Here is a 21143-nt window from a genome sequence, read left to right as displayed (position 1 = left end):
AAACGAACGATAATTTTCAGGGTGTCCCGGATACCGCATCAGGCTTTCCCGGCTCCCTCCGCATGGGTGTGACCTGGATGCTGTCAAGGTCCCCGAAAACGAAATCGAACCGGTCGCGGATGCTTGTCGGGAGTTCCACTTCCGGGATGAGCCGGAACCCGAGACTGCCATAGAAGTTGACCAGTTCTGTCTTGGAATGCATGTACAGCGTCTCGTTCCTCCCGCATTCCTCGATGAGGAGGATCATGACCGAGCGGGCAAACCCCCGCAGCCGGTACTCCTCCAGGACATAGACCGCATCCACCTCAAGGCCGTCCTCGTGCCGCGAGCACCGGGCCACACCGATAATCCGCTGGCCCGAGAAGACCGCGAAGAGCCGGTCGTGCGACGGGTCAGCCTTCTGCTGGTGATAGTGGATCCAGAGCTCCCGTTCGGCCCGGACCATCTCTGCCGGCGTGAGTTCCCGGACCGTGACAGCCTCGACCATCCGTCCCGCAGAGGGCGTTGTCTTCTCCGAGAAGATGACCTGCCCGAGGTGACGGATGAAATGCGGGTGGATGGCATGAAAGCCGCTGCTCTCCTCGCCGGCAAGCGAATAGAGCGTGAGGAGAGTTAAGTCTTCGTTGTAGCGATCGGACTTTCCCGGTGCGGTGATCGTTGGCATGGTCTGGGACTCTTTTTGGGCATCCTTGGCTGCCGGTTGTTCTTTACATGTTGCCAGTCATCCACAATAATGGTGATGTTCGCAGGATCCATGAGATCCGGAAACCCGGTTCAGGAAAATGATTGCCAGCCCCTTCGGATCTCAGCAGTTCAAACGCCACAGGACTCTTCACCCCTCCAGCTATCGATTAAAACGCGCGGGATTGATGGTCCATCTGTCCCTGCGTTCTCGTGATTCACCCCTTCGGATCTCATCGGACCGTAACCTTCTTTTCTGCTCCGGACAAGTATCAATACATCATACGCCGGTGCGTGCGCCGGTCTATGTACACTGTCAGAGGTGTGTGTATGGCGATTGATAAATTATTACTAGGGAACCTCAGGTTTCGGGAATCGGATTTCACCCCGAATATCGATTACTACAAGGAACTGGTTGGCAGCCAGCACCCGGAGACTCTCTGGATCGGATGCTCGGACTCCCGGCTCCAGACCGGGCACATCACGCAGGCCCGGGCCGGCGAACTCTTCATCCAGCGGAACATCGGCAACATTGTGCCGGTCCATGACTGGAACTTTGCAACCGTGCTCGAATACGCGGTCATGCACCTGAAGGTAAAAGACGTCGTGATCTGCGGGCACTCGAACTGCGGGGCAATCCGGGCGCTCGACAAAGAGAGCACGGATGCGTATATCCCGCTCTGGCTGAACAATGCCCGCGAGGCAAAAGACCGGGTTGACTCGAAGATCGAAATGCCGCACACCCCCGCCGAGCAGGAGAAACGGTACCGGATGATCGAGCAGGAGAATATACGGCTCCAGATCGAGCACCTGTTCACGTACCCGCTCTTAAAAAAGGCAGTTGCAGAGAACCGGGTGGCAGTCCACGGCCTCTACTATGACCTTGGCACCGGTGCGCTGAGCCGGGTCTCCTGAACCATCGGTGCCCGGACCTGGATGTGTCGGCTCCCTGAGGCCGGTCCAATCATTTTTTCGCATTTAACAAAAGAACAACGGGACATTATCTGCCAGTCCCCGATGAGGACTGCGGACGGGAGCCTCCCGGAACCTTCCGGTACGCATTCTCCGCAGGTGTTTTTTCCACCACGGGTTCAGGGAGAAAGATCGGCTTTGACCGCGAAGTCTAAATCAAACTGCCCGCCGGGTAACCCGGCTTTTACACGGAGCAGGTAACCTTACGAGAAACCGGTCGTGAGCCCCTCGCGGGCATCCTTCTTCTTTACTGCATTGAGTGTCGCGATGTAGTCCTCGTACCGGTGGATCCGGGTGCTGACCGGGAACGGGATGCCAATAGTGGAGATGATCGCCTCGCCCCGGTCGAGAGTCTGGATCTCGATCTCCATCTTGCTTAAGTCCTGCTTGGCACTTCCCATGATGATCTCGCGGTCGCCCCGGTCTCCAAGACCCATAACAACGAACGTGTTGATCTGGGCGAGCACTTTTGCGTCCACATTCTTTGGCTGCTGGGTGATGACACAAAGCCCCACGCCGAACTTCCGGCCTTCCATGGCACACTCGCGGAACATCTGGGTGGAAGCACCGCCCGCGGCAAGCACCCGCTGCGCCTCCTCGATAGTGATGAGCACCTGGTGGCTTGCCTCCTGTTTCTCATCAATACCAAAGCCCCGGGCCTCGCTGCGGTGCTTTTCCATGATCATCCGGGTGATGATGGAGAGGACAAAGAGTTCGCTCCGCTCGCCCATGTCCGGGATATCGATCAAAACCACCCGGTTGTTGTGGAGATTTTTGATGATCTCGCCGATGGACGACCCGCTCTGCCGGAAGAATGCGCTGTTGGACTTGGTGATGTTCTCGATATGGCGCTGGATGACCCGGACCGGGCCTGCCATGGAGTTCCGGATCAGCCACGCGAGGCTCCCTTCCTGTACGCCGGCCGCAAGAGGGTCCTTGATGGGGAAGATCTCCGGATCAACCTGCTCGAAGAACCGGATCGCCTCGTTCCCGCTGACCCGGGAGAAAGCCTCGATGATATCGTACTGGGCGGAGGTGAGGTCGTACAGGATGGAGAGGTCGCTGATCCGGAAATCGTCATACTCCAGCCAGAGCCTGTTCATGGCGTACTTTTTCCGGTCCGCCTCGCCCCGGATTGTGAAGATGGCAAGCCCGTCTTTCCCGTTTGTGTAATGGACAAGCCCTTTTGTCGGATCTCCCGTGGAAGACTTGCCACCGCTGACATACTCGCCATGCGGGTCCACGATCAGGAGCCCGAACTTCTGCTCTTTCATGCAGGAGGCACAGAAGGTCTTCATGAAATTGGACTTGCCCATGCCAGTAGTGGCAAAGACGCCCATGTGCTGCGGGAGCACTTTTGCCGGGATGCGAACGGCTACATCACGGATCACGCCCTGCCCGCTCCGCATCAGGCCCACCTCGATCTCGCCCATCTGTTCGGTGAGGAACCGGAAATCCTCTGCCGTCGGGTCCTCAACCACAGAAAACTTGGAGGGGATGGTACGGGGCTTGTGGAACTTCCCGTCACGATCCACGAACCCGAGCGGCACCGCGTCGACGGTGATGAAGACATCCTCCCCAAGCCCGTAGAACTGCTCGGCATACACCCGCGTGTCCCATTTCGGGTCGGTGAAGTTGGAGTCGTGCGAGAGATCAGTGACCTTGGCAAAGAAGGTGGCACCCTTGGTCCGGTCCACGATCTTCTTAATGTCACCGATATAGAGCGTCTCGTCATGAGGGGCGATGAAGCGGTAGGAGAGCACGCTCCTGCCGATGAGCCGGTACTTGGAGAGGTCGGTTGTTTCAGTATCGCGCAAATGCATCATGGTAATCTCCGAACAGGATCTCATAGGTCTGCCGATCGATACCGGCGTTCGTGAGGCTCAAAAGAAGGTCGCCTTTGATCTGGTCGGTAATCTCCTTTGTCAGCACAACAGTGCGGTGGGCGTCAAGAAGGGGATACGGGTACCCCGGGATCCGGCCGTCTCCGGAACACGCGGCGAGCCGGTCCATGACCGACGCTGCGTTCCGTGTGTCCCGGGGAAGTTCGATCTTGAGCGGCCCTGCCGCGTGCCCGTGCAGGCAGGCCACGTACATTGCGCCATGCTGCCACTGGGCATGGGGCTGGTGGTCGAGGATAGCGGGATCGATTGCGATCCACCAGGGTGCCCGGACTCCGCACTCCTTTGCGAGGCCCGCCACCGCGGGAAGGAGCGGGTGGCCGCCACCCCAGGTCGCTGCCGACCGTTTCGAGATCCCCGCAAGGCTGATCTCCCGGTCGCGGCAGGCGAGCACGATCCTCGTGAGCACCGGATTGTGGCTCTCGTGCGATACCCGCAGGGGCCCGTCCCGCAGCAGGAGAGCGCCCTCCCCGAGCCCGCGGGCCATCGTCTCCGTGACCCAGAACTCAACCGTGTCCCGGAGGACTTCTGCTGCCCGGGCAATGTCCTCATTGTTCAGCGACTTTCCCGGCGGGTGACCGAAACAGTCTGCGTAGAGCACGGGAAAGTCCTGGTTCTCCTCTTGCGGGCCGATGAGGGAGAAATGCAATGGCGTGACGGAACGCTTCGTTCGCTCCATGCCAACAAACGTTGCCTGCGCAGCCCGTACGACCGCGAGCGCCATGCTGCCGGATTCAAGGAGCGTGACATTGGAACCGTCGACAGCGCAGACCTCACCGCAGGCCCGGAGCGTACAGGAGACAAAATCACTGTTCCGGATACCGCAGGTCTGCCGGAACTTTCCGATGAGATCGCCAGGGACCTTTGCCCGGATCCGGCCTGCCGCCTCGTTCACTGCACCCGCGTACTCGTCCTTCATCCGTTGAATCCTAGTTTGGCATGTAATGGGATATAAGGAGGTGGGGGAGGGGGTGAAACTGAAAGACCGGAGTGCGTGGTACGATACGATGCGGTTCTCAGGACCCTTTTTTTATGAACGTCCCGCGCTCGTATTCATCGAAAGCCTGCCGGAGTTCCTCCTGCGTGTTCATCACGATCGGGCCGCCCCAGGCAACCGGTTCGCGGAGGGGCTTTCCGGCAAAGAACAAAAACCTCACGCCTTCTTCCCCGGCACGGACATCGATGGTGTCCCCGTCATGATCATACCGTATCATCGTTCGGTTTCTGAGCGGTTCTGTCATATCGGGCGCAAATAAACCCGAGCCGGAAAACACGTACGCTGCCGCCAGGTACCCCGGTTTCACCGGGTGGGAAAACCGCATCGCCGGCCCCAGCGTTACATCGAGATATTCTGGATCTGCCATCAGGTCCCGGACCGGGCCGGTCACCCCGCCAACAGACCCGCAGATAACCCGGACCTCTGCTCCTTCCGGCAGCGTGACACGCGGGATCTCGTCGGCGCGCAGTTCCTGGTACCGCGGGTCCATCATCTTGCTCTCCCGGGGCAGGTTCACCCAGAGCTGGAAACCACCCATCTTCCCGTCCACCGGTTTTGGCATCTCCTGGTGGATGATCCCCGAGCCGGCCGTCATCCACTGGACGCCCCCGGCCGGCACGTCCCCTTTATGACCCATGCTGTCGCCGTGCTCGACACGTCCCTCAAGCATGTACGTCACCGTCTCGATGCCCCGGTGCGGGTGCCAGGGAAACCCTGCAAGGTACTCGTCCGGGCGGTCTGCCCGGAAATCGTCGAGCATCAGGAACGGGTCATACGCGGGGATCTCGCTGTACCCGAATGCACGGTGGAGCCGGACGCCGGCCCCCTCACGTGTCGGGCGGGAAACCGAGGTTCCTGCAATCCTTCTGGTCCTGTTCATACGGTGCTTTTTGGGACGACTGCACCATAAACCTGCGGGAAGTGCCATGAATGAGAGGGCTGTTGCATGAACGCGTCCGTCAGAATTGGATCTCCTGTTTTTGGTTTTGAGGTGCCACTGCCGCTCCCGGCATGACGGCGTCACAAAAATAAAACACAGCCGCCAGCACCAGCCGCAGGAAACCGGCCGCACGCGGGGAGCCGTTTTCAGTTCAGCAATCGCAGGGCAACACGGATATTCCGTTCGCTGAACGGCTTTAAGATATACCCTTCCGGATCGATTTCACGGGCCCGGTCAATGGTCTCCTTGTTACAACAGCTGGTGAGGAAGATGACCCGCGCATCCGTTGTCTTCCGGATCTCGGCTGCAGCGGCGATCCCGTCCCGTTTCCCCGGCATGTTGATGTCCATGAAGACAAGATAGGGTTGTTTTTCCGCGGCCACGACCACAGCCTCGTCACCGGTCCCGGCTTCGATGATGTTTTCATACCCGAGGTTCTTCAGGTTCTGAATTAAGAGGCTTCGGAGGATGCGGCTGTCATCCACGATAAGAATAAGGATGGACGTATCGCCCGGTTTTTGGGATTCACCCGTTTCCTGCACATCCCCATTCATGGAAGCAGACGCATCTTCACCGCCCTTCCCGTTGCCCGTCTCAGCCGCTGCACCGGCCCGGGCGTTCATGAACGACTTCCTCTGGAACGCGAGACTCTCCCGGATCCGTGTCGCGACCTCATTGTAGGCGTCGAAAGCGCTCCTCCCAAGGCCACTCTTCGGGAACACTTTTTTGAGTTCTTCCTTTGTGAATATCCGCTCGACCGCCTCGATATCGTACACGCTCAGGTCGCCAAGGCCAAAGACGGAAAAGAGGACCGGTATCCCGTCCCGGTCACAGACACCGGCGAGCAGCCGCTTCCCGGCTTTCTCGATAAGGAGCGGACGGGTGTTCTTGTCGCAGATCCTGATGAGCAGGGTGAGAGCCGGTTCCCCGTCCTGCGTGACCAGGGCGAGGTCATTGAGGTTGGCGATGACGACAAGCGCTGCCCGGTCAAGGTCTGCCCCTTTCTGGAGGATAGAGAAGACAAATTTTCCCCCCCGGCGGGCACAGTCCTCGTGGACCACCCGGCTCAGCAGCTCGCGGTCTTCCCGGCTGATCGTATCGATGTCGTCCTGGAGATCCGAGCTCGACAAAAAAAGGTTGGAGAACAGGGTGCCCCATGCCATAAACAGGCTCTCATCATCGGGTCTTTTCTGGCCTTCGGCAAGGGATAATCCTAACAGATCGATCAGTTGCCGGGGCGAAGCCTTCTCGATCCAGGAAAGGCTGGAGTGCGGCATTGCCATGCGGAGGGGTAATCCTTCGGTGGGTTTTGTTGGACCGACTGCATTCTTGATGGTTTTTAAGATCCTGTTCTCCAGTTCCGAGAATTTCGCATCGTACTCTTTCCGGATCCGCTCTACATCCTCCGCTGTATATACTACCGGGGCGGGCCTGCCCTGTTCCTTCCGCATATTGTCACCGGATCGCTGCGCGGGTTTGGTCATACGAGAAGAGCAACCTCATCTTCAGGAAATTATCTGATTTCCCGCTCTAAATAATCCTTCGACACTTCAATACATTAAACTACCGGGACCTGCGGAAGTGGGGCAGCTGTTCCATCATCGCAGACAGCCGGCAGGGTTGCGCGGGATACGCTGCGGTTGCATGCAGGCATCCCCGGCCCGTCATGCAAAGCCCCAGGCGGCAGGCATTTCCGTACGCTTTTTTTACAAGGGAAACACACCTTTCATTATGTCCCGCTGGTCACCTGCCCTCGTCCTTTCTGTCCTTGTTGCTCTCCTGCTCCTTTCTGCCGGCTGTACGCAAGGACCATCCCGCCGGAATCCCTGCCGCAGTCCCCGGCCCGGAGCCTGCCATCATTTTTAACGAGACCCTTGTCGCATTTGTCGATGAAGCGGTCCGGTATGCACAGGCCCACGGGAAAGAAGATGCGCTTTTGGAGTTCTCCAACCCGGACGGTTCCTTTGTGCGGGGCGAACTCTACATCTATGCGTACGACTTCGACGACGTTGTCCTTGCCCACCCGTTCAGCCCGGAACGTATCGGAACGAACCGTACCAATGAACGCGATGCATATGGCAACCTGTATTCGTATAAGTTCATCAACGCCGCAAAGAACGGCTCCGGCTTCGTGCGGTTCGCGTACAGCAATCCGGCCCGCAACAAGACGATCGAGGAAAAACTGGGATACGTGAAGAAGGTGGACGATACCTGGTGGCTGGGGTCGGGCGTGTACACGGGGCCGGCCCGGGACACGGCGTAACATCACAGGAAACCAACCCCCACAGGCATGGCGGAACAACAGCGAAAAACGCGACAGGGATACTGGAGGACCTGGCCGGGCACGACAACACATGGTCCACCTTCCCAAAAAAAACCTGCACTAATGAGCGGTTTTAAGGCATCCCGTTGTGAATAACCAGTTGGTGAACACCAATGTCAGACGAAGCATGTGTTGCATTCCCCATTTTGGGAGAGCCCGCGCCGGACTTTGAAGCGGAAACAACCCAGGGCCCGATCAGGCTTTCTGACCTGAAGGGAAAATGGGTGGTACTCTTCTCGCACCCGGCAGACTTTACACCGGTCTGTACCACCGAGTTCATTGCCTTTGCCGAAATTCACGATGAACTAAAAAGCCTCAATGTCCAGCTGCTCGGCCTTTCCATCGACAGCATCTCGGCCCACCTTGCCTGGATCCGGGCGATCAGGGAGAAGATGGGCGTCTCGATCCCCTTCCCGGTCATTGCGGACCTGAACACGAAGGTGTCGCAAAAATACGGCATGGTCCATCCCGGGCAGTCATCGACCGCCGCAGTCCGGTGTGTCTTCTTTATCGATGACAAGGGGATCATGCGGGCCATGATCTACTACCCGCTCCAGAACGGCCGGTTCATGCCGGAGGTCATCCGCCTGGTAAAAGCACTCCAGACAACCGACAAACACAAGGTATCGACACCGGCTAACTGGCAGCCGGGCGACAAGGTCGTTGTCCCGGCCCCAAAGACTGCCGCAGAGATGGAGAAGCGGGAGACCGAGGGGTACGAGTACAAAGACTGGTATTTGTGCTACAAGAAGATCTGAACACTCTTCTTCCCTTTTTCCCGTTCGTTTGAAAAAATCTGGTGAAAGAAAACCGGGACACATCTTTCGGTTACCGGGCCGCAAAGCCGGAAACCATGTCGCGAATCAATCGCTGATGCTGATGATCTGCACCGGGCAGAGCTCCGCAGCATCCCGGGCACATTCTTCGAGCTCACCTGAGGGAGTGCCTTCCGCGATGTTGCCGTTGCTGCGGAATTTCCCGGTAATCTGGCTGAATGAGTCATCCGGGTTCTCTTCAAACAATCCCGGGCATGCGCCCCGGCAGGACCCGCAGCTCACGCAGGTCACCCGGTCGATTGTAACGTTCATGAATATTACCGCCGATCACGCGGATAGTGGCACACGGGGAACATCAGAGTATCAGCGCCCCTACGAAAAACGCGGTTCAGAGCAGGCCAAAGAGTGCCTGCAAAAGAAGGCTGCTGACCGCAACAAGGACCCAGAGGATCCCACCGAGCGCTACCGGCCGCCAGCCGGCATTCCGGATGGCAGCAAACGAACTGCTCATCCCCACGGCAGCCATGGCTACAGTGATGCCGAAGAATGCAAGGAACCGTATGGTGTCGTTCCATGCCGGGGGGATGAGCCCGGCCGTCTGGATGAGGACGGCGACAAGGAAGAGGACCAGAAAGAGGGGGATGAGCCGGTACCATGCCGTGCTCTTCCGCTCATCTTCGGGCAGCCCGCGGTTCTGGAACCAGGTCTGGAAGAGGGCCAGCGGGACGATGGCAAGTGTCCGGGTCAGTTTCACCACAACGGCGTAGGAAGCAGCAACGACCCCATAGACCGTGGCGGCCGCGACAACCGAGGAGGTGTCGTTGATTGCGGTGCCGGCCCAGAGCCCGAAGGCCGGCTCCGAGAGGCCGAGCAGGTGGCCGAGCATGGGGAAGAGGACCGCTGCCAGGACATTGTAGACAACGATGACCGTGACCGAGATCGCAATGGCCGGGCCGGCCGCCCCGATGACGGCGCTCATGGTGGCAATTGCCGAGGCCCCGCAGATGGCCGTGCCGTACGTGACAAGGATCCGGGTGTCACGCTCGACTCCGAGGGCCCGGCCGACAACGATACCGGCAGCAACGCAGATGACGAGCGTCCCGATCATGACCGGCAGGCCGGCAAGACCGATTGTTGCAACCTGCCAGAGGGACATGCCGGCGCCGAGCAGAACAATAGATGCCTGGAGGATTGTCTTTTGTGCAAACGTCTTTCCGCCTGCCCATTCCTTCCGCTGGCCAAAGATCTGGCCAACAGCAAGGCCGATGAGGATGGCGGCAACAGGCCCGCCGAGGATGGGGATGAATACGCCGATCTCCCAGGCAATGCAGGCGATGATGAACACCGGGAGGAGACCGTACGCTATGCCGAGAGCAGCCGTAATGCGGGGAGGGAATGATGGTGACGGGGTCAACATAGAGATGTCATATGGCATCGCGCATTAAGGTAATCCTGCCCGGTCGCCGCACAGGAATGCAGGACGACCCGATAGAACAGGCACTCTTTTTTGCCCAAACGCTTGCGATCTGTTCGCGGGGAGGTGTCCGTTATTGGCGGGGTGGGACCGGGGCTCTGCGGGAAAAACGTCCGGCGGTTACCGCAGAGATCCGGATCCAGCCGGCATCATTCCGCTTCCCGCACCCGGCTCGCGCTGTCCGTGCCCATCTCGACAACAAGCGTGTTGGCGAATTCACCCTGGATCTCGGCGATGTGCGAGATCAAGAGAATCTGCGGGAACCGGGACTCCTGCGTGCGAAGTGCAGTTAAGAGGTTCGCTCTCCGCTCCTCGTCCTGGCTCCCGAAGATCTCATCAAAGATGAGGAACGTTGACTCGTGGACCTGGTGGAGCTCGGCAAGGTACCGCGAGAGGGCGATTCTTAAGGCGACTGCGATGTCGTCCTGTTCGCCCCCGCTGAAACGCTCGATGGGGTAATCGTTGTCAATGTCCCGCACAAGGAGGTTGAAGATCACATTCGCAAAAATTCTCGATAGGTCATTGAAGCCAATAGTAAATTTCGAATTGGAGGGAATATCGAAGTATTGAAGATTCAATAAAAATAATACCGTCATTACTGGGGGCAAAAAGGATGGTCAGATTTCTTCATACCGCAGATTGGCAGATGGGAATGCGTGCGGTACATACAGGAAATAAATCAAAAGAAATCAGGTTAAAACGATATGTAACCGCTCAAAAAATCGTAAATATTGCTCAACAAAAAAAAGTAGGTTTTGTGCTTATTGCAGGAGATCTTTTTGAACACCCAGACGTCGATGAAGTTGTCGTAAAAAAAACTGTTGACATTCTAAATCAATTTGCTCCAATTCCAGTATTCATACTTCCTGGGAACCATGATCCATATATTCCCGGTGGAATCTGGGATCGTACTAGCTGGCAGAGAGTAGGTTCGCATATCCATTTACTCACTGTTGAGGAGGAGATCGACTTGGGAAGTAATGTGGCTATCTTTCCATGTCCTGTAAAACAAAAGCGTAGCAGTCTTGACCCAACATCATGGATACCGAAAAGAGCCATCACTGATGAGAAAATTCGTATCGGGATAGCTCATGGATCATTGGACAGTTTACCCGGGGAAATAAATTTTCCAATATCAATAAAATGTGCTGATGACAAAGGTCTGGATTATCTCGCTCTTGGGGACTGGCATAGCTTTTCTCAATATGGTCGCAGTATCTATCCAGGTACATTCGAACCGACAAGTTATGATGAACCCGATTCCGGAAATATTGTGATTGTGGATATTCCTGCACCACAGGTTTCCCCAAATTTCGAAAAATTAAGATGTTCCACATTAACTTGGGCAAAATTTTCATTGGATATTCAAGACATTACAGATTTAGAAAAATTTGAAGAGAAATTAAAGGCACTCGGATCATATTCAACATTAGTAATACGAATCAATCTCCGTATTCATATTCAGCACGATGATCGCGTTTTTCAACAGCTGAAAACACTTCGCGATGAATTGGATGAGATGGCATTTTTTTTGCAGTGGGAACAAGTGGAGATCTCTGTTAATCCGGATTTAGAGGCGCAATTGCCTGAAGGTCTTGTTCAAGGAGTGAATGAAGCACTAACTGATATTTTATTGGGGAAGATTCCACAACCCCCCTGCAATGTCTTTGCGGGAGAAGATCGTGCCGTAGTTCAAAAAGCTAAAAGTATGCTTCGTTCATTTCGGAGGGGGGGGATGAAATGATCATTGAACAAATCTCCCTAAAAAATTGGAGAGGATACAGGGAACCCCATACCTTCTCTTTTGATAAGGGGTTTAACCTTGTTGTTGGAAGAAACGAGGCCGGGAAATCAACATTATTCGAAGCACTTGCGAGGGTAATGTTTGATCGTTTTTCATCAAAAGCGGAAGAAATTAGAAAAATTCAACCTTTGAATAGTTCACTAGGTCCCGAAGCTGAGATAATTTTTATTGATAATGGTAAGCGATTAAAAATTAAAAAGCGATTCCTTCATGCCCCAATCAGTGAACTTAGCTCAGAACGAAATGGTCGTTGGGAATTGGATCACGAGGGTGATAAAGCAGATATTGAACTTCAAAAGATCCTTAAGGGAAATTCATCCAGCAGAGCATCTCAACCTGAACACCGGGGATTGGCACAAGCATTGTGGTATTTGCAGAATGAAGATCCCCTCCCAAAAAAAGTGTGGGCTGATGGGATCAAACAAGATCTTGCTGGAATAATCGAATTTGTTATAAAACGTCCTGAAGAAGATGCGATATGCACTTCAATTGATGATCTTTATGATCGATATTGGACATCTCAAAGTGGGAAAATAAAATCTGGTTGTGAGCTTGCCAGCCTTAGAGAAGAAATTAGTCAGAAAGAAAATGAGTTTGAAGATCTTCGGATAAAGGCTTCCAATGTAGAGAACCTTCGTTTAGAACTTGAGGGATTCTACGAGATAAAAAAAGAAAAACAGAATTCCTTGATAACTGCACAACATGAGTTGACCAGTCAAAAACAACAATTAGAGAATGCCGACAGAATTGAAGATCAAAAACGCGTGAAAGACTCTGAAATAACGGAATTAAACAATAAAATAAGTGGCCTTGAGAAAGAATTAAAAACGATCGATCGGCGTATCAAAATAATTTATGAATTAAATCAGAAATTATCTGAAGCAAAAGAAGTTGCAGAACGATGCGAAGCTGATTCCAGGATTGAACAAAATACCGAAGAAAAATATCATCAAAAGTGGAAAAATGATCTTGAACCCCAGTTAAAAAAGATTGAAGATGAGTTGTCGTTGTTACATAAAATAGAAAATCTTTCGCGATTGGAAAACTCAAAAGAAATTTTACATGAATACCTTTCAAAATTATCTAAAGCCGATGAAGAATACAAAATAAAAAAGAAAAAACTTACTGAATTAATTGCGCCCTCAAAACATGAATGGCACGAATTTGAAGAAAGTTGGGATCAATTTCAGAGAGTGGAAGCAGAAGCAAAAGCGAGTGCAATTCGTATAAAATTTGACCTGAACATCGAGGATTCGGATATTAGATCTACACCAACAGCATCCCATACCGATGTTAAACACGAATATTCGGTCCTAACCCCGACAATATTTGACATTAAAAAAATAGGTAAGATTCATGTTAGAGGTGGCGGATCGTCTCTTGAAGAGATCATCGAGAAATCACAATCATTCCAAAAAAGTATCCAAAATACCTTCTCTCGGTTTAATGTCAGAAATAAACAGGATCTTTCTGATCGTTATCAGAATAGGATCGACTTAGAAAGAGAAGTAAAACAACTTAAGAAAAACTTGGATACCCTTCTCGATGAAAATAAAGGTAAGAATTCTGATGACGAGTTCAGACGTTTAGAGCAGGAAATTGCTGAAGAATCGCAATCTATAGAAAGTGCACCAGCGACTTGGAAAAAATTGTCTGGCAAAGGCCTTCGTGAAAAAATTATCCAGACAGAAAAAACAAAAAAACAGCTGGTCGAGGATATAGAAAAAGAACAATTAATGGAAAAATCATCAAGAGATAAATCCCGAGCATTAATTCAGAATGCAATCGATGAACGGAGTAAATTTGAGCGCAGCAATTCAGAAATTAACAGTTTAAATAATGAAAATGTAGAATCGCTTAAAAATTATGGTTCTCGTGATAATTTGGTCACTCTTATTGAGAAAAACCGTAACCTCTTATCGACAGCTACTGGCGATCTTAATCATATTTTAATGGATTATGAAAAAATGGTTGTTCTTCCTCGAAAACTGTATGCTGAAGGAGAACATAAAGTCACAGCTCTCGAAGAGCAAATTAGGACTAATGAAAACCAAATTATTGATCGTAATGCTCGAATTGAAGAGTCAGCTGCACAGGGTTTGTATTCTCAAATATCAGATCTTGAGGGGCTCCTTGAAACAAAAAAACGCAGACTGGCGAGTGTCCAACTCGAAGCAAATTCAATAAAATTATTGCATGATATGGTAATTGCTCTCAGAAAAGAACAATCAACCATGCTTGCTGGACCGATCAGTGAGTTAGTGAATCGGTACCTTGTCATGTTGACCGATGATTCATATGCGGGCTTGGAGCTTAATGAGGAATTATTACCAATTGCAATTCAAAGTAACAGATATGGTACACAATTACCATTGGACAGTTTGAGTTATGGGACGCATGAACAAATTGTCGTGCTTTTAAGATTGGCGTTAGGTGTCATCTTGAGTAAAAATGAACGTAACCTCGTTGTAATCGATGATCGTTTGGTAAATGCCGATCCCATGCGAATGAAACGGTTAAGTTTAATTCTACAAGAAGTGTCAAATAACTCGTGCCAGATAATTGTGGCAACTTGTAATGATACGCCATATACTGGAATTAAGGGACATGTAATTAGTGTTCCATCTGATGGTAAATTGTCATAACATTCAAAAAATTTTGAGATAAAATTTGTTATCATTAAGATGATCGAGACGTCCACACATCTTAATTCTTATAATAAAAATCCCCCATCTTTTTTCTTCCGGCAGGTTGAAAATTACATATCATGCCAGCAAGATTTTCTCCGGAATCCGAGAATCGGGCAGTCACGTTCGATTACGGACTTCCCGGGGAAAAGCTGGATTCGGTTATCGATCGTTTTGTTGCAACTGCAAAGGAAGATTCCTTCACAACATGGCTCCTTCTGCCCACGGAGAGACTTGTCCTTGAGGTTACCGATCACCTGATCAGAAACAATATTCCGTTCATTCCTTCCCGTATCTGTACCCTCAAGGGATTCTGCAGGATCCTGTTTGAAGAGAACCGGACAACCGAACGTCTCCTGTCAAAAAGCGAATCCAAACTATTACTTTCCCGGTTACTGGAAGAGAACAGAGAAAACGTCCGATTCTTTGTAAATCGCAATCATCCTTCCCCAGGAACTGTGGATGATCTCCTGATGTTTATGAACGTCACCTTCACAAGGAAAGTTGCCTTTCCTGAATGTCTCGTCGGTTTACAGAGCGAGAAGAGCGATCAGCTCGATGCGATCATAACCCTTTACCGGGATAGCTTGAGAGATCTCGATCTGGTTGACAGCGATACGATCGTTCAATGGACAATCAATCAGGTAAACCGTTGCGAACTATCCTTGCTCGGAACGATTTTCATCTACGGATTCCATGAACCTTTGCCGATTGAACAGGATCTTTTTGAGGCAATCCGGGACCATGCCGGAACGGTTTTTCAGAGTATTCCCGATGGTCTTGATCGGAATATTTTCCGGAGTCATCTCCCAGATGGACACAATTCCGGACAACCGCCGTCATGCGATCCTTCTTCAGTACGATCTCAGATCACCGGTCTCTTTTCCAGCAGCACACACCTGGATGCGAGAGAATTTTTCCGGCTCCGTACCTTCCCCTCGCGCTATGCCGAAGTATATGGAATCGCGGCTGAAATCCACCGGCTGAATGCCAGCGGGACTCCTCTTTCTTCTATTGCCGTGGCATTTCCGGATCTCCGGGAGAATTATGGAATTATTGAAGAGGTTTTCTCGGATTTTGGGATTCCCTGGAATGCAGGGATCGGCCCCCGGCTTTCCCAGGCGCCGGTCATCCAGTTTCTCATAGCGATTGCCGGTATCGGCGAAAGAGGATTTTCCCGGGAGGATGTTGTCCGGGTTGTGGGCAGCCCTTATTTCCGCTCTGCTGTCCCGGGAGGGACCGCACATCTTGATGCCGCTGAAGTTGATCTTGTATCCCGGTACGCCGGGATTGACGGGCCCCACCCTTCGTGGGACCGGCAGCTGGAATGGCTCCACCGGGAATTGAGAGATCCGAAAAAAGCCAGGAACTACCCGGGTATCTCGGTTCAGACCGTTGAACGTGTTGCGGAAGGATTGAAGGTTTTCCGTTCGGACCTGGAAATTCTGGCAGGAAAGAAAAATCTCCGGGATCATATCCGGGGATTCCGCTCGTTCCTGGCATTGTGGAATATCCCGCACCTGTATTCTGCACCCGATGAACCGACAAAGGACCGGGAGATCCAGAGTTATCAGAAGTTCTGTTCCCGGCTTGAGGCACTTGAAAAGGCTGCATGGCTCCCTGATGATGAGGTAATCACTGCCGGTGCATTCTCCCGCTATATCACTTCCATTACCGAAGAGCCGGATGAGAGCGGGCTTGAAGATTCTGATGGAGTTACGGTGCTTGGCCTTCGCGAATCTCAGCACCTAAGGTTCCCGGTTGTCTTTATCGGGGGACTGGTTGAAGGTACGTTTCCCCGACTGACAACCCGGCTCCCGTTCACCAACACGCTCGAAAATGCCCGCATGGGAACCCGTTCCCTTTCCGAGATCCTCCGGGAGGAACAGTATTTTTTCCTTGCGGCGATTCTCTCTGCGCAGAAGACCGTTTACCTCAGTGCCCCGCTTGCCGACGGGGAAAAGCCCCTGCTCACCTCCGCATTCTTTGAACGCGTAAAGATGAGAATTGGAAATTCTCCCTGGCCCGATGCAGACGCCACCGCACGATCGGCATCCCGTCATACCGCTGCTATCGAAGCGGGTTCCCTGATCCGTGACGCAAAGGTTTGCGAAGCACTTGAAATGATTCCGGATGCTCTCGGGATTGACAATCTCGCAGAACGCGTCAACATGGAACGGTATCACCGGACCGGCGTGTGTGATTCATCGTATGATGGCATCCTGTCCGGCGATGAGACAATTCAGGAAGCACTTGCTGGTCACTATGGGCCGGATCACGTGTATTCCCCGACAAGCCTTGAGACCTATGCCAACTGCCCATTTGCCTACTTCCTAGGCCGGGTGATCAATCTCAAAGAATTACCGGAAGTAGAGCCGAATCTCTCAGCCAGCGATCGCGGAACTGCCATCCACGATATCCTGAGTGCCTTTTACCGGCAGTGGCGTTCTGCCGGTCACAACAAGGTCAGTCTCGCTTCATTGAACGATGCCACGGAAATGATCCTGAAGATCGCATCGGAAGAACTGGCACAGTATTCCTTCCAGAGCCCGCTCTGGGACGCGACCCGGATCCTGATGCTTGGGGACAAATATACCGGGCCCGGATACTTTGAGAGATTTTTAATCAATGAAGCGGGTGAAGAAAATTCACCGCTCATTCCCTCGCGATTTGAATTCTCCTTTGGCATGGAGGCGGGTGAATCAGATGATCCGTCATCTGTTCCGGAACCGGTTGAACTTGTTTCGCAGGATGGCGGACAGAAGATGTTCATCCGGGGCCGGATCGATCGGGTCGATCTTACACCTGATGGGCAGTTCGTGATCTATGATTACAAGTCCGGCCTGCAGCATCCCAAAGCAAAAGAGATCGAGGCCGGAACTGCCCTGCAGTTGCCGCTCTATCTTTCAGCATTCGAAACGATATCCGGCAATCACGGTGTTGGCGGGGGATATTATAAAATACGGCGCGAGATTACCCGGAGTCTCGTGCTCGCGGATCCGTCTGCAAAGGACCTGATGATCTCCCGTGTTCGTCCATCTGCAGATTTTTCCGGCACGATCCAGCACTCCCGTGACTGTGCCTTTGCCTACATCGAAGGGATCCGGAACGGCCGCTTCCCGCTGCCGGCTGAAGAGGAATGCCCGAATACGTATTGTGAATTCAGACAGATCTGCCGCTTCGATCCGTACCGGGTATTCCAGTCGGGGGAGGAGACCTGATATGGCAGCAACACCACGACAGGGCGAAGCGATCACCACCCACGACCGGAGCATGGTAGTCACGGCCGGAGCCGGGACGGGTAAGACCTACGTGCTTGTGCAGAAATATATCGATCTGCTCAAAACCCGGCCCGTCACGGTACCCCAGATCCTTGCGCTGACGTTCACGGATAAGGCCGCAGCCGAGATGAAAGAGCGGATCCGGGCCGAGATTCTCCGGTACGAAGGTCAGCGGTGGGAGAAGGCTGCCGAGGATTTCATGATTGCACCGGTCCAGACGTTCCACTCGTTCTGTGCGCAGGTGCTCCGGGAATTCCCGATCGAAGCCGGCCTTGAGCCGGGATTTATTGTGCTGGACGAACAGCAGGCCACCCGTATCCGCAACCATGCATTCGACGAACTCATTCATTCCCCGCAGGATGGGCCGGTCAATGAGGCACTCGTGCACGTTCTCTCCATCACGGACCAGACCAACCTCCGGAAGATCCTCTCTACAATGTACGAACGGCGGGAGCGCTATGCACAGTTCTTTGCGGCTCTTGATACTGATGAGACGCATGTGCTGAAAACCTGGACGAGAGAAGTCAGCGAATTCCGTGACGATGAGATTGCCGCACTCCGGAACAATCCCTCGTTCTCTTCCAGCGTCCGAACCCTGCTGGGGTTAGCATCCGCGTATGCAGGTGTTGATGACAAGGCTGCACAGTTTTTAGGGGAGATCCAGCCCCTCCTTTCCCGGCTTTCTGATCCTGAAGATACGGAAAAATTCTGTTCGGCTGCTCTTGAGCTGGAGCGGAAGAGACCCGGGAATATCGGGAGCAAAAAGAACTGGAGGGGCAATGATCTTGCTGAGTTCAGGAGTGCACGCAAGTGCCTGAACGACATTCTCGAACAGAAAATTTCCCTCTTCCGGATGACGATGGATCCCTCCGACCCGGTGATCACCGGGTCGATCCGGTTCCTGCACGACCTGTCCCTGGTTTTCTTCCGGTACCTGGAGCTGGTCGGGACCGGCAAGGGTTCTCTTGGGGGCCTGGACTTTTCGGACCTGATCCTCCATGCCCGCCGGCTTTTCCTTGAGCAGCGCGATCTTGTCACCACGCACTTCATGCCCCGGTTCCGGTACATCCTTGTTGACGAGTTCCAGGACACGGACCTGACGCAGTTCGATATCATCCTCTCCATTATCGGGACGCCGTCCCCATCCACGGATTGTCTCTTCATTGTCGGGGATCCCAAACAGTCGATCTATCTCTTCCGCGATGCAGATGTGACCCGGTTCAAGGAAGCACAGGAGATCATCACAACGGCATGCACGGGAAGGAAGATCGATCTCGATACCAGTTTCCGGAGCACGAAAGAGGTGATCGGCCTTGCGAATTTCCTCTTCTCCCGGCTCCTTGCATCCGCAGAAAAACCATGGGAGTTCGGGTACGAACCGGTCAGGATATCCGGAAGCCGTGCGGATCATACCGGTTCCGTTGAACTCCTTCTGCCCCCGAAAGGAAGCGATGCTGCCGGAACCAAACGGAACGAAGCTGCGATGGTTGCCCGGCGGATCCACTGCGCTATCCATTCGCAGCCCCTTACGGTGTACGAGGAACAACCGGATCATTCGTTTGCCCAGCGCCCGGCCCGGTACGGCGATGTCGCGATCCTGCTCGAACAGCGGACCAACCTCCCGCAGTATATTTCTGCGCTGGGCGAGTACGGCATCCCCTTCTATGTCCACGGGGGGACCGGGTTTTACCACCGTCAGGAAGTGTACGATCTTACGAACATCCTCTCGTTCCTTGAATACCGGCATGACAATATCAGCCTTGCCGGCATTCTCCGGTCCCCGTACTTCGGCCTGCCGGATACGGAGCTCTTCCATATTGCACAGGAGAACGGCCGGACGCTCTGGGACAAGCTCGGGAAATACGCAGAGCGGACCGGTCCCGGGCCGGCAACCCGTTCCCGCGATCTTCTCGCTTCCTGGCAAACATATGCCGGCCGGACCGGCCTGGTGTCCCTGCTGCGCCGGATTTTATCGGAGTCCGGTGTATACCCAATCTATGCAGCGCTCCCGGCCGGCGAACAGATCCTTGCCAACATCGAGAAGCTGGTTGCCATGGCCCGGGCCAGAGAGGAGGCCGGGAATTATTCGCTTGCCGATTTCACCGCGGATCTCCGGCTCGCGATGGAGGATGATGAACGGGAGGGCGAGGCCCATCTCGATGCCCTTGCCGAGAATGCCGTCAACATTATGACCGTGCATGCAGCAAAGGGGCTGGAGTTCCCGATTGTTTTTGTGCCGGACATGGGCATGAATTTCCCGAACACTACTTCACCGATCCTGATCGGAGACAACCCGCTGATGGTTGGCGTAAAGGTCCCGAACCCCCGGGAGAATTTCGAGATGACCGAGAGCCCGGTCTTCCTTGCATTGCGAGAGCAGCAGAAGCAGAAGGAGCGGGCTGAACGGAAGCGGCTGCTCTACGTTGCCCTCACCCGGGCCCGGGACCATCTCATCATGAGCGGGACCATGCCGGAGGATTCCGGGTTGTCGTACGATCTTGCCCGGTCCCGGATCGAATGGATCTTCACAGCGTTTGGCGTGACCGGGAATGCTATTACCTCTGGTGGGCTTGATCTCGCACTGCCGGATGGGGCCGGAACGATCCGGTTGTCGATCGTCTCCGATCCCGGATCGATCCCGGCCGAGACCGGGCGGGTGGAGCCGGAACTGATTGTCGTGCCGGAGGAATGTGCGGGAAAGACCGGGACGTGGCAACAACCAAAACCGAAGAAAGGGAGAGAGAGAATTCGACCAGAATCGGTTTCAGCTATCGAAGAGAAAGAAAAGAATCATTTGCAAAAATCCCATAAAACGGTAGAATCAAAATACCTGTCGGAGGTCGAGGGCGCAACGAAGGGAACGATCATCCACGAAGTGCTCCGGGGCCGGGATGTTGCGACGGTTTTGCGCGAGTATGGCGAATATTCGGAGGAGCATGTCCGGCAATGCGAGGAGATCCGTTCTGCTTTTCTCAATTCTGATTTGATGAAGAAGGTGAAGCGGTCGTATTGCGAGGTGCCGTTTGTTGTTACGATTGAAGGGAAGCCGGTGGTGGGGAGGATTGACCGGTTGTGTGAGATGGAGGATGGGAGTTGGGTGGTAGTGGATTATAAGTCAGAGACTATACGTTTGGCTTCGGGTCACTCAAAGAATATAAATTTTTATTCAGTATCAATGGATGTTTACATTAAAGTGGCAAAACAGATGCTTTGTGATATGAGGGTCACTGGGAGATTATACTTTATTGATAGTGGCGATTTTGTGGCGAGTTGAAATGATCGGCTCCCGCTTTTTTTGATTATCTAA

15 protein-coding genes are annotated in these 21143 nt (G+C 53.4%); 7 read left to right on the top strand and 8 right to left on the bottom strand.

Features of this window, described 5'->3' with window-relative positions; translation table 11 throughout:
* Positions 1–16 precede the first annotated feature (16 nt).
* On the bottom strand, positions 17–664 hold the full coding sequence (locus PHF39_RS03165) for a GNAT family N-acetyltransferase (protein ID WP_300220103.1): 648 nt from the start codon (positions 662–664) through the stop codon (positions 17–19).
* A 347-nt stretch (positions 665–1011) separates the two neighbouring features.
* Between PHF39_RS03165 and PHF39_RS03160 the strand changes: the two genes are divergently transcribed.
* Positions 1012–1596, top strand: coding sequence for a carbonic anhydrase (locus PHF39_RS03160; RefSeq protein WP_300220102.1), 585 nt, complete (start codon positions 1012–1014; stop codon positions 1594–1596).
* Positions 1597–1856: 260 nt separating this feature from the next.
* Here PHF39_RS03160 and PHF39_RS03155 read toward each other — a convergent pair whose 3' ends face one another.
* The 4 genes from PHF39_RS03155 to PHF39_RS03140 all read right to left on the bottom strand — a co-directional run bounded on the left by PHF39_RS03155 (position 1857) and on the right by PHF39_RS03140 (position 6975).
* The gene (locus PHF39_RS03155) at positions 1857–3479 is read right to left on the bottom strand and encodes an ATP-binding protein (RefSeq protein ID WP_300220100.1); all 1623 of its coding nucleotides are present in this window, start codon (positions 3477–3479) and stop codon (positions 1857–1859) included.
* Positions 3457–4473 carry a DNA double-strand break repair nuclease NurA gene (locus PHF39_RS03150; RefSeq protein ID WP_300220098.1) on the bottom strand — a complete coding sequence of 339 codons (1017 nt, stop codon included), beginning with the start codon at positions 4471–4473 and terminating at the stop codon, positions 3457–3459. Before PHF39_RS03150 ends, PHF39_RS03155 begins: the two co-directional genes overlap by 23 nt.
* 97 nt (positions 4474–4570) lie before the next feature.
* Positions 4571–5431: a pirin family protein gene (locus tag PHF39_RS03145; RefSeq protein ID WP_300220096.1), complete on the bottom strand. Its 861-nt coding sequence runs from the start codon at positions 5429–5431 to the stop codon at positions 4571–4573.
* A gap of 206 nt (positions 5432–5637) precedes the next feature.
* A complete protein-coding gene (locus PHF39_RS03140) occupies positions 5638–6975 on the bottom strand; it encodes a response regulator (RefSeq protein WP_300220094.1) in 1338 nt (445 codons plus the stop codon).
* A gap of 284 nt (positions 6976–7259) precedes the next feature.
* Between PHF39_RS03140 and PHF39_RS03135 the strand changes: the two genes are divergently transcribed.
* Together PHF39_RS03135 and PHF39_RS03130 are read left to right on the top strand one after the other, a co-directional pair.
* A complete protein-coding gene (locus PHF39_RS03135; RefSeq protein WP_300220092.1) occupies positions 7260–7754 on the top strand; it encodes a cache domain-containing protein in 495 nt (164 codons plus the stop codon).
* 173 nt (positions 7755–7927) lie between these two features.
* Positions 7928–8572: a peroxiredoxin gene (locus PHF39_RS03130; RefSeq protein ID WP_300220090.1), complete on the top strand. Its 645-nt coding sequence runs from the start codon at positions 7928–7930 to the stop codon at positions 8570–8572.
* 105 nt (positions 8573–8677) lie between these two features.
* On the opposite strand, the gene PHF39_RS03125 is transcribed toward PHF39_RS03130, so the two are convergent.
* From PHF39_RS03125 to PHF39_RS03115, 3 genes are all read right to left on the bottom strand, one after another.
* Positions 8678–8902 (bottom strand): ferredoxin, encoded by a 225-nt coding sequence (locus PHF39_RS03125; protein ID WP_300220088.1) that lies wholly within the window; start codon positions 8900–8902, stop codon positions 8678–8680.
* Between the two features lie 76 nt (positions 8903–8978).
* The gene (locus tag PHF39_RS03120) at positions 8979–10007 is read right to left on the bottom strand and encodes a putative sulfate exporter family transporter (protein ID WP_300220087.1); all 1029 of its coding nucleotides are present in this window, start codon (positions 10005–10007) and stop codon (positions 8979–8981) included.
* Positions 10008–10213: 206 nt separating this feature from the next.
* Positions 10214–10561: an SbcC/MukB-like Walker B domain-containing protein gene (locus PHF39_RS03115; protein ID WP_300220085.1), complete on the bottom strand. Its 348-nt coding sequence runs from the start codon at positions 10559–10561 to the stop codon at positions 10214–10216.
* Between the two features lie 116 nt (positions 10562–10677).
* Between PHF39_RS03115 and PHF39_RS03110 the strand changes: the two genes are divergently transcribed.
* The 4 genes from PHF39_RS03110 (at position 10678) to PHF39_RS03095 (ending at position 21110) form a co-directional block, all read left to right on the top strand.
* Positions 10678–11808 (top strand): DNA repair exonuclease, encoded by a 1131-nt coding sequence (locus PHF39_RS03110; RefSeq protein ID WP_300220083.1) that lies wholly within the window; start codon positions 10678–10680, stop codon positions 11806–11808.
* Entirely contained in the window at positions 11805–14513 is a 2709-nt protein-coding gene (locus PHF39_RS03105) for an AAA family ATPase (RefSeq protein ID WP_300220081.1), read from the top strand. Before PHF39_RS03110 ends, PHF39_RS03105 begins: the two co-directional genes overlap by 4 nt.
* A gap of 1061 nt (positions 14514–15574) precedes the next feature.
* A complete protein-coding gene (locus PHF39_RS03100; RefSeq protein ID WP_300220079.1) occupies positions 15575–17776 on the top strand; it encodes a PD-(D/E)XK nuclease family protein in 2202 nt (733 codons plus the stop codon).
* A gap of 1 nt (position 17777) precedes the next feature.
* The gene (locus tag PHF39_RS03095; RefSeq protein WP_300220077.1) at positions 17778–21110 is read left to right on the top strand and encodes a UvrD-helicase domain-containing protein; all 3333 of its coding nucleotides are present in this window, start codon (positions 17778–17780) and stop codon (positions 21108–21110) included.
* Positions 21111–21143: the final 33 nt, after the last annotated feature.

The organism is Methanoregula sp. (assembly GCF_028712425.1).
GTDB lineage: Archaea > Halobacteriota > Methanomicrobia > Methanomicrobiales > Methanospirillaceae > Methanoregula.
This window is presented reverse-complemented; position numbering and strand designations above follow the sequence as displayed.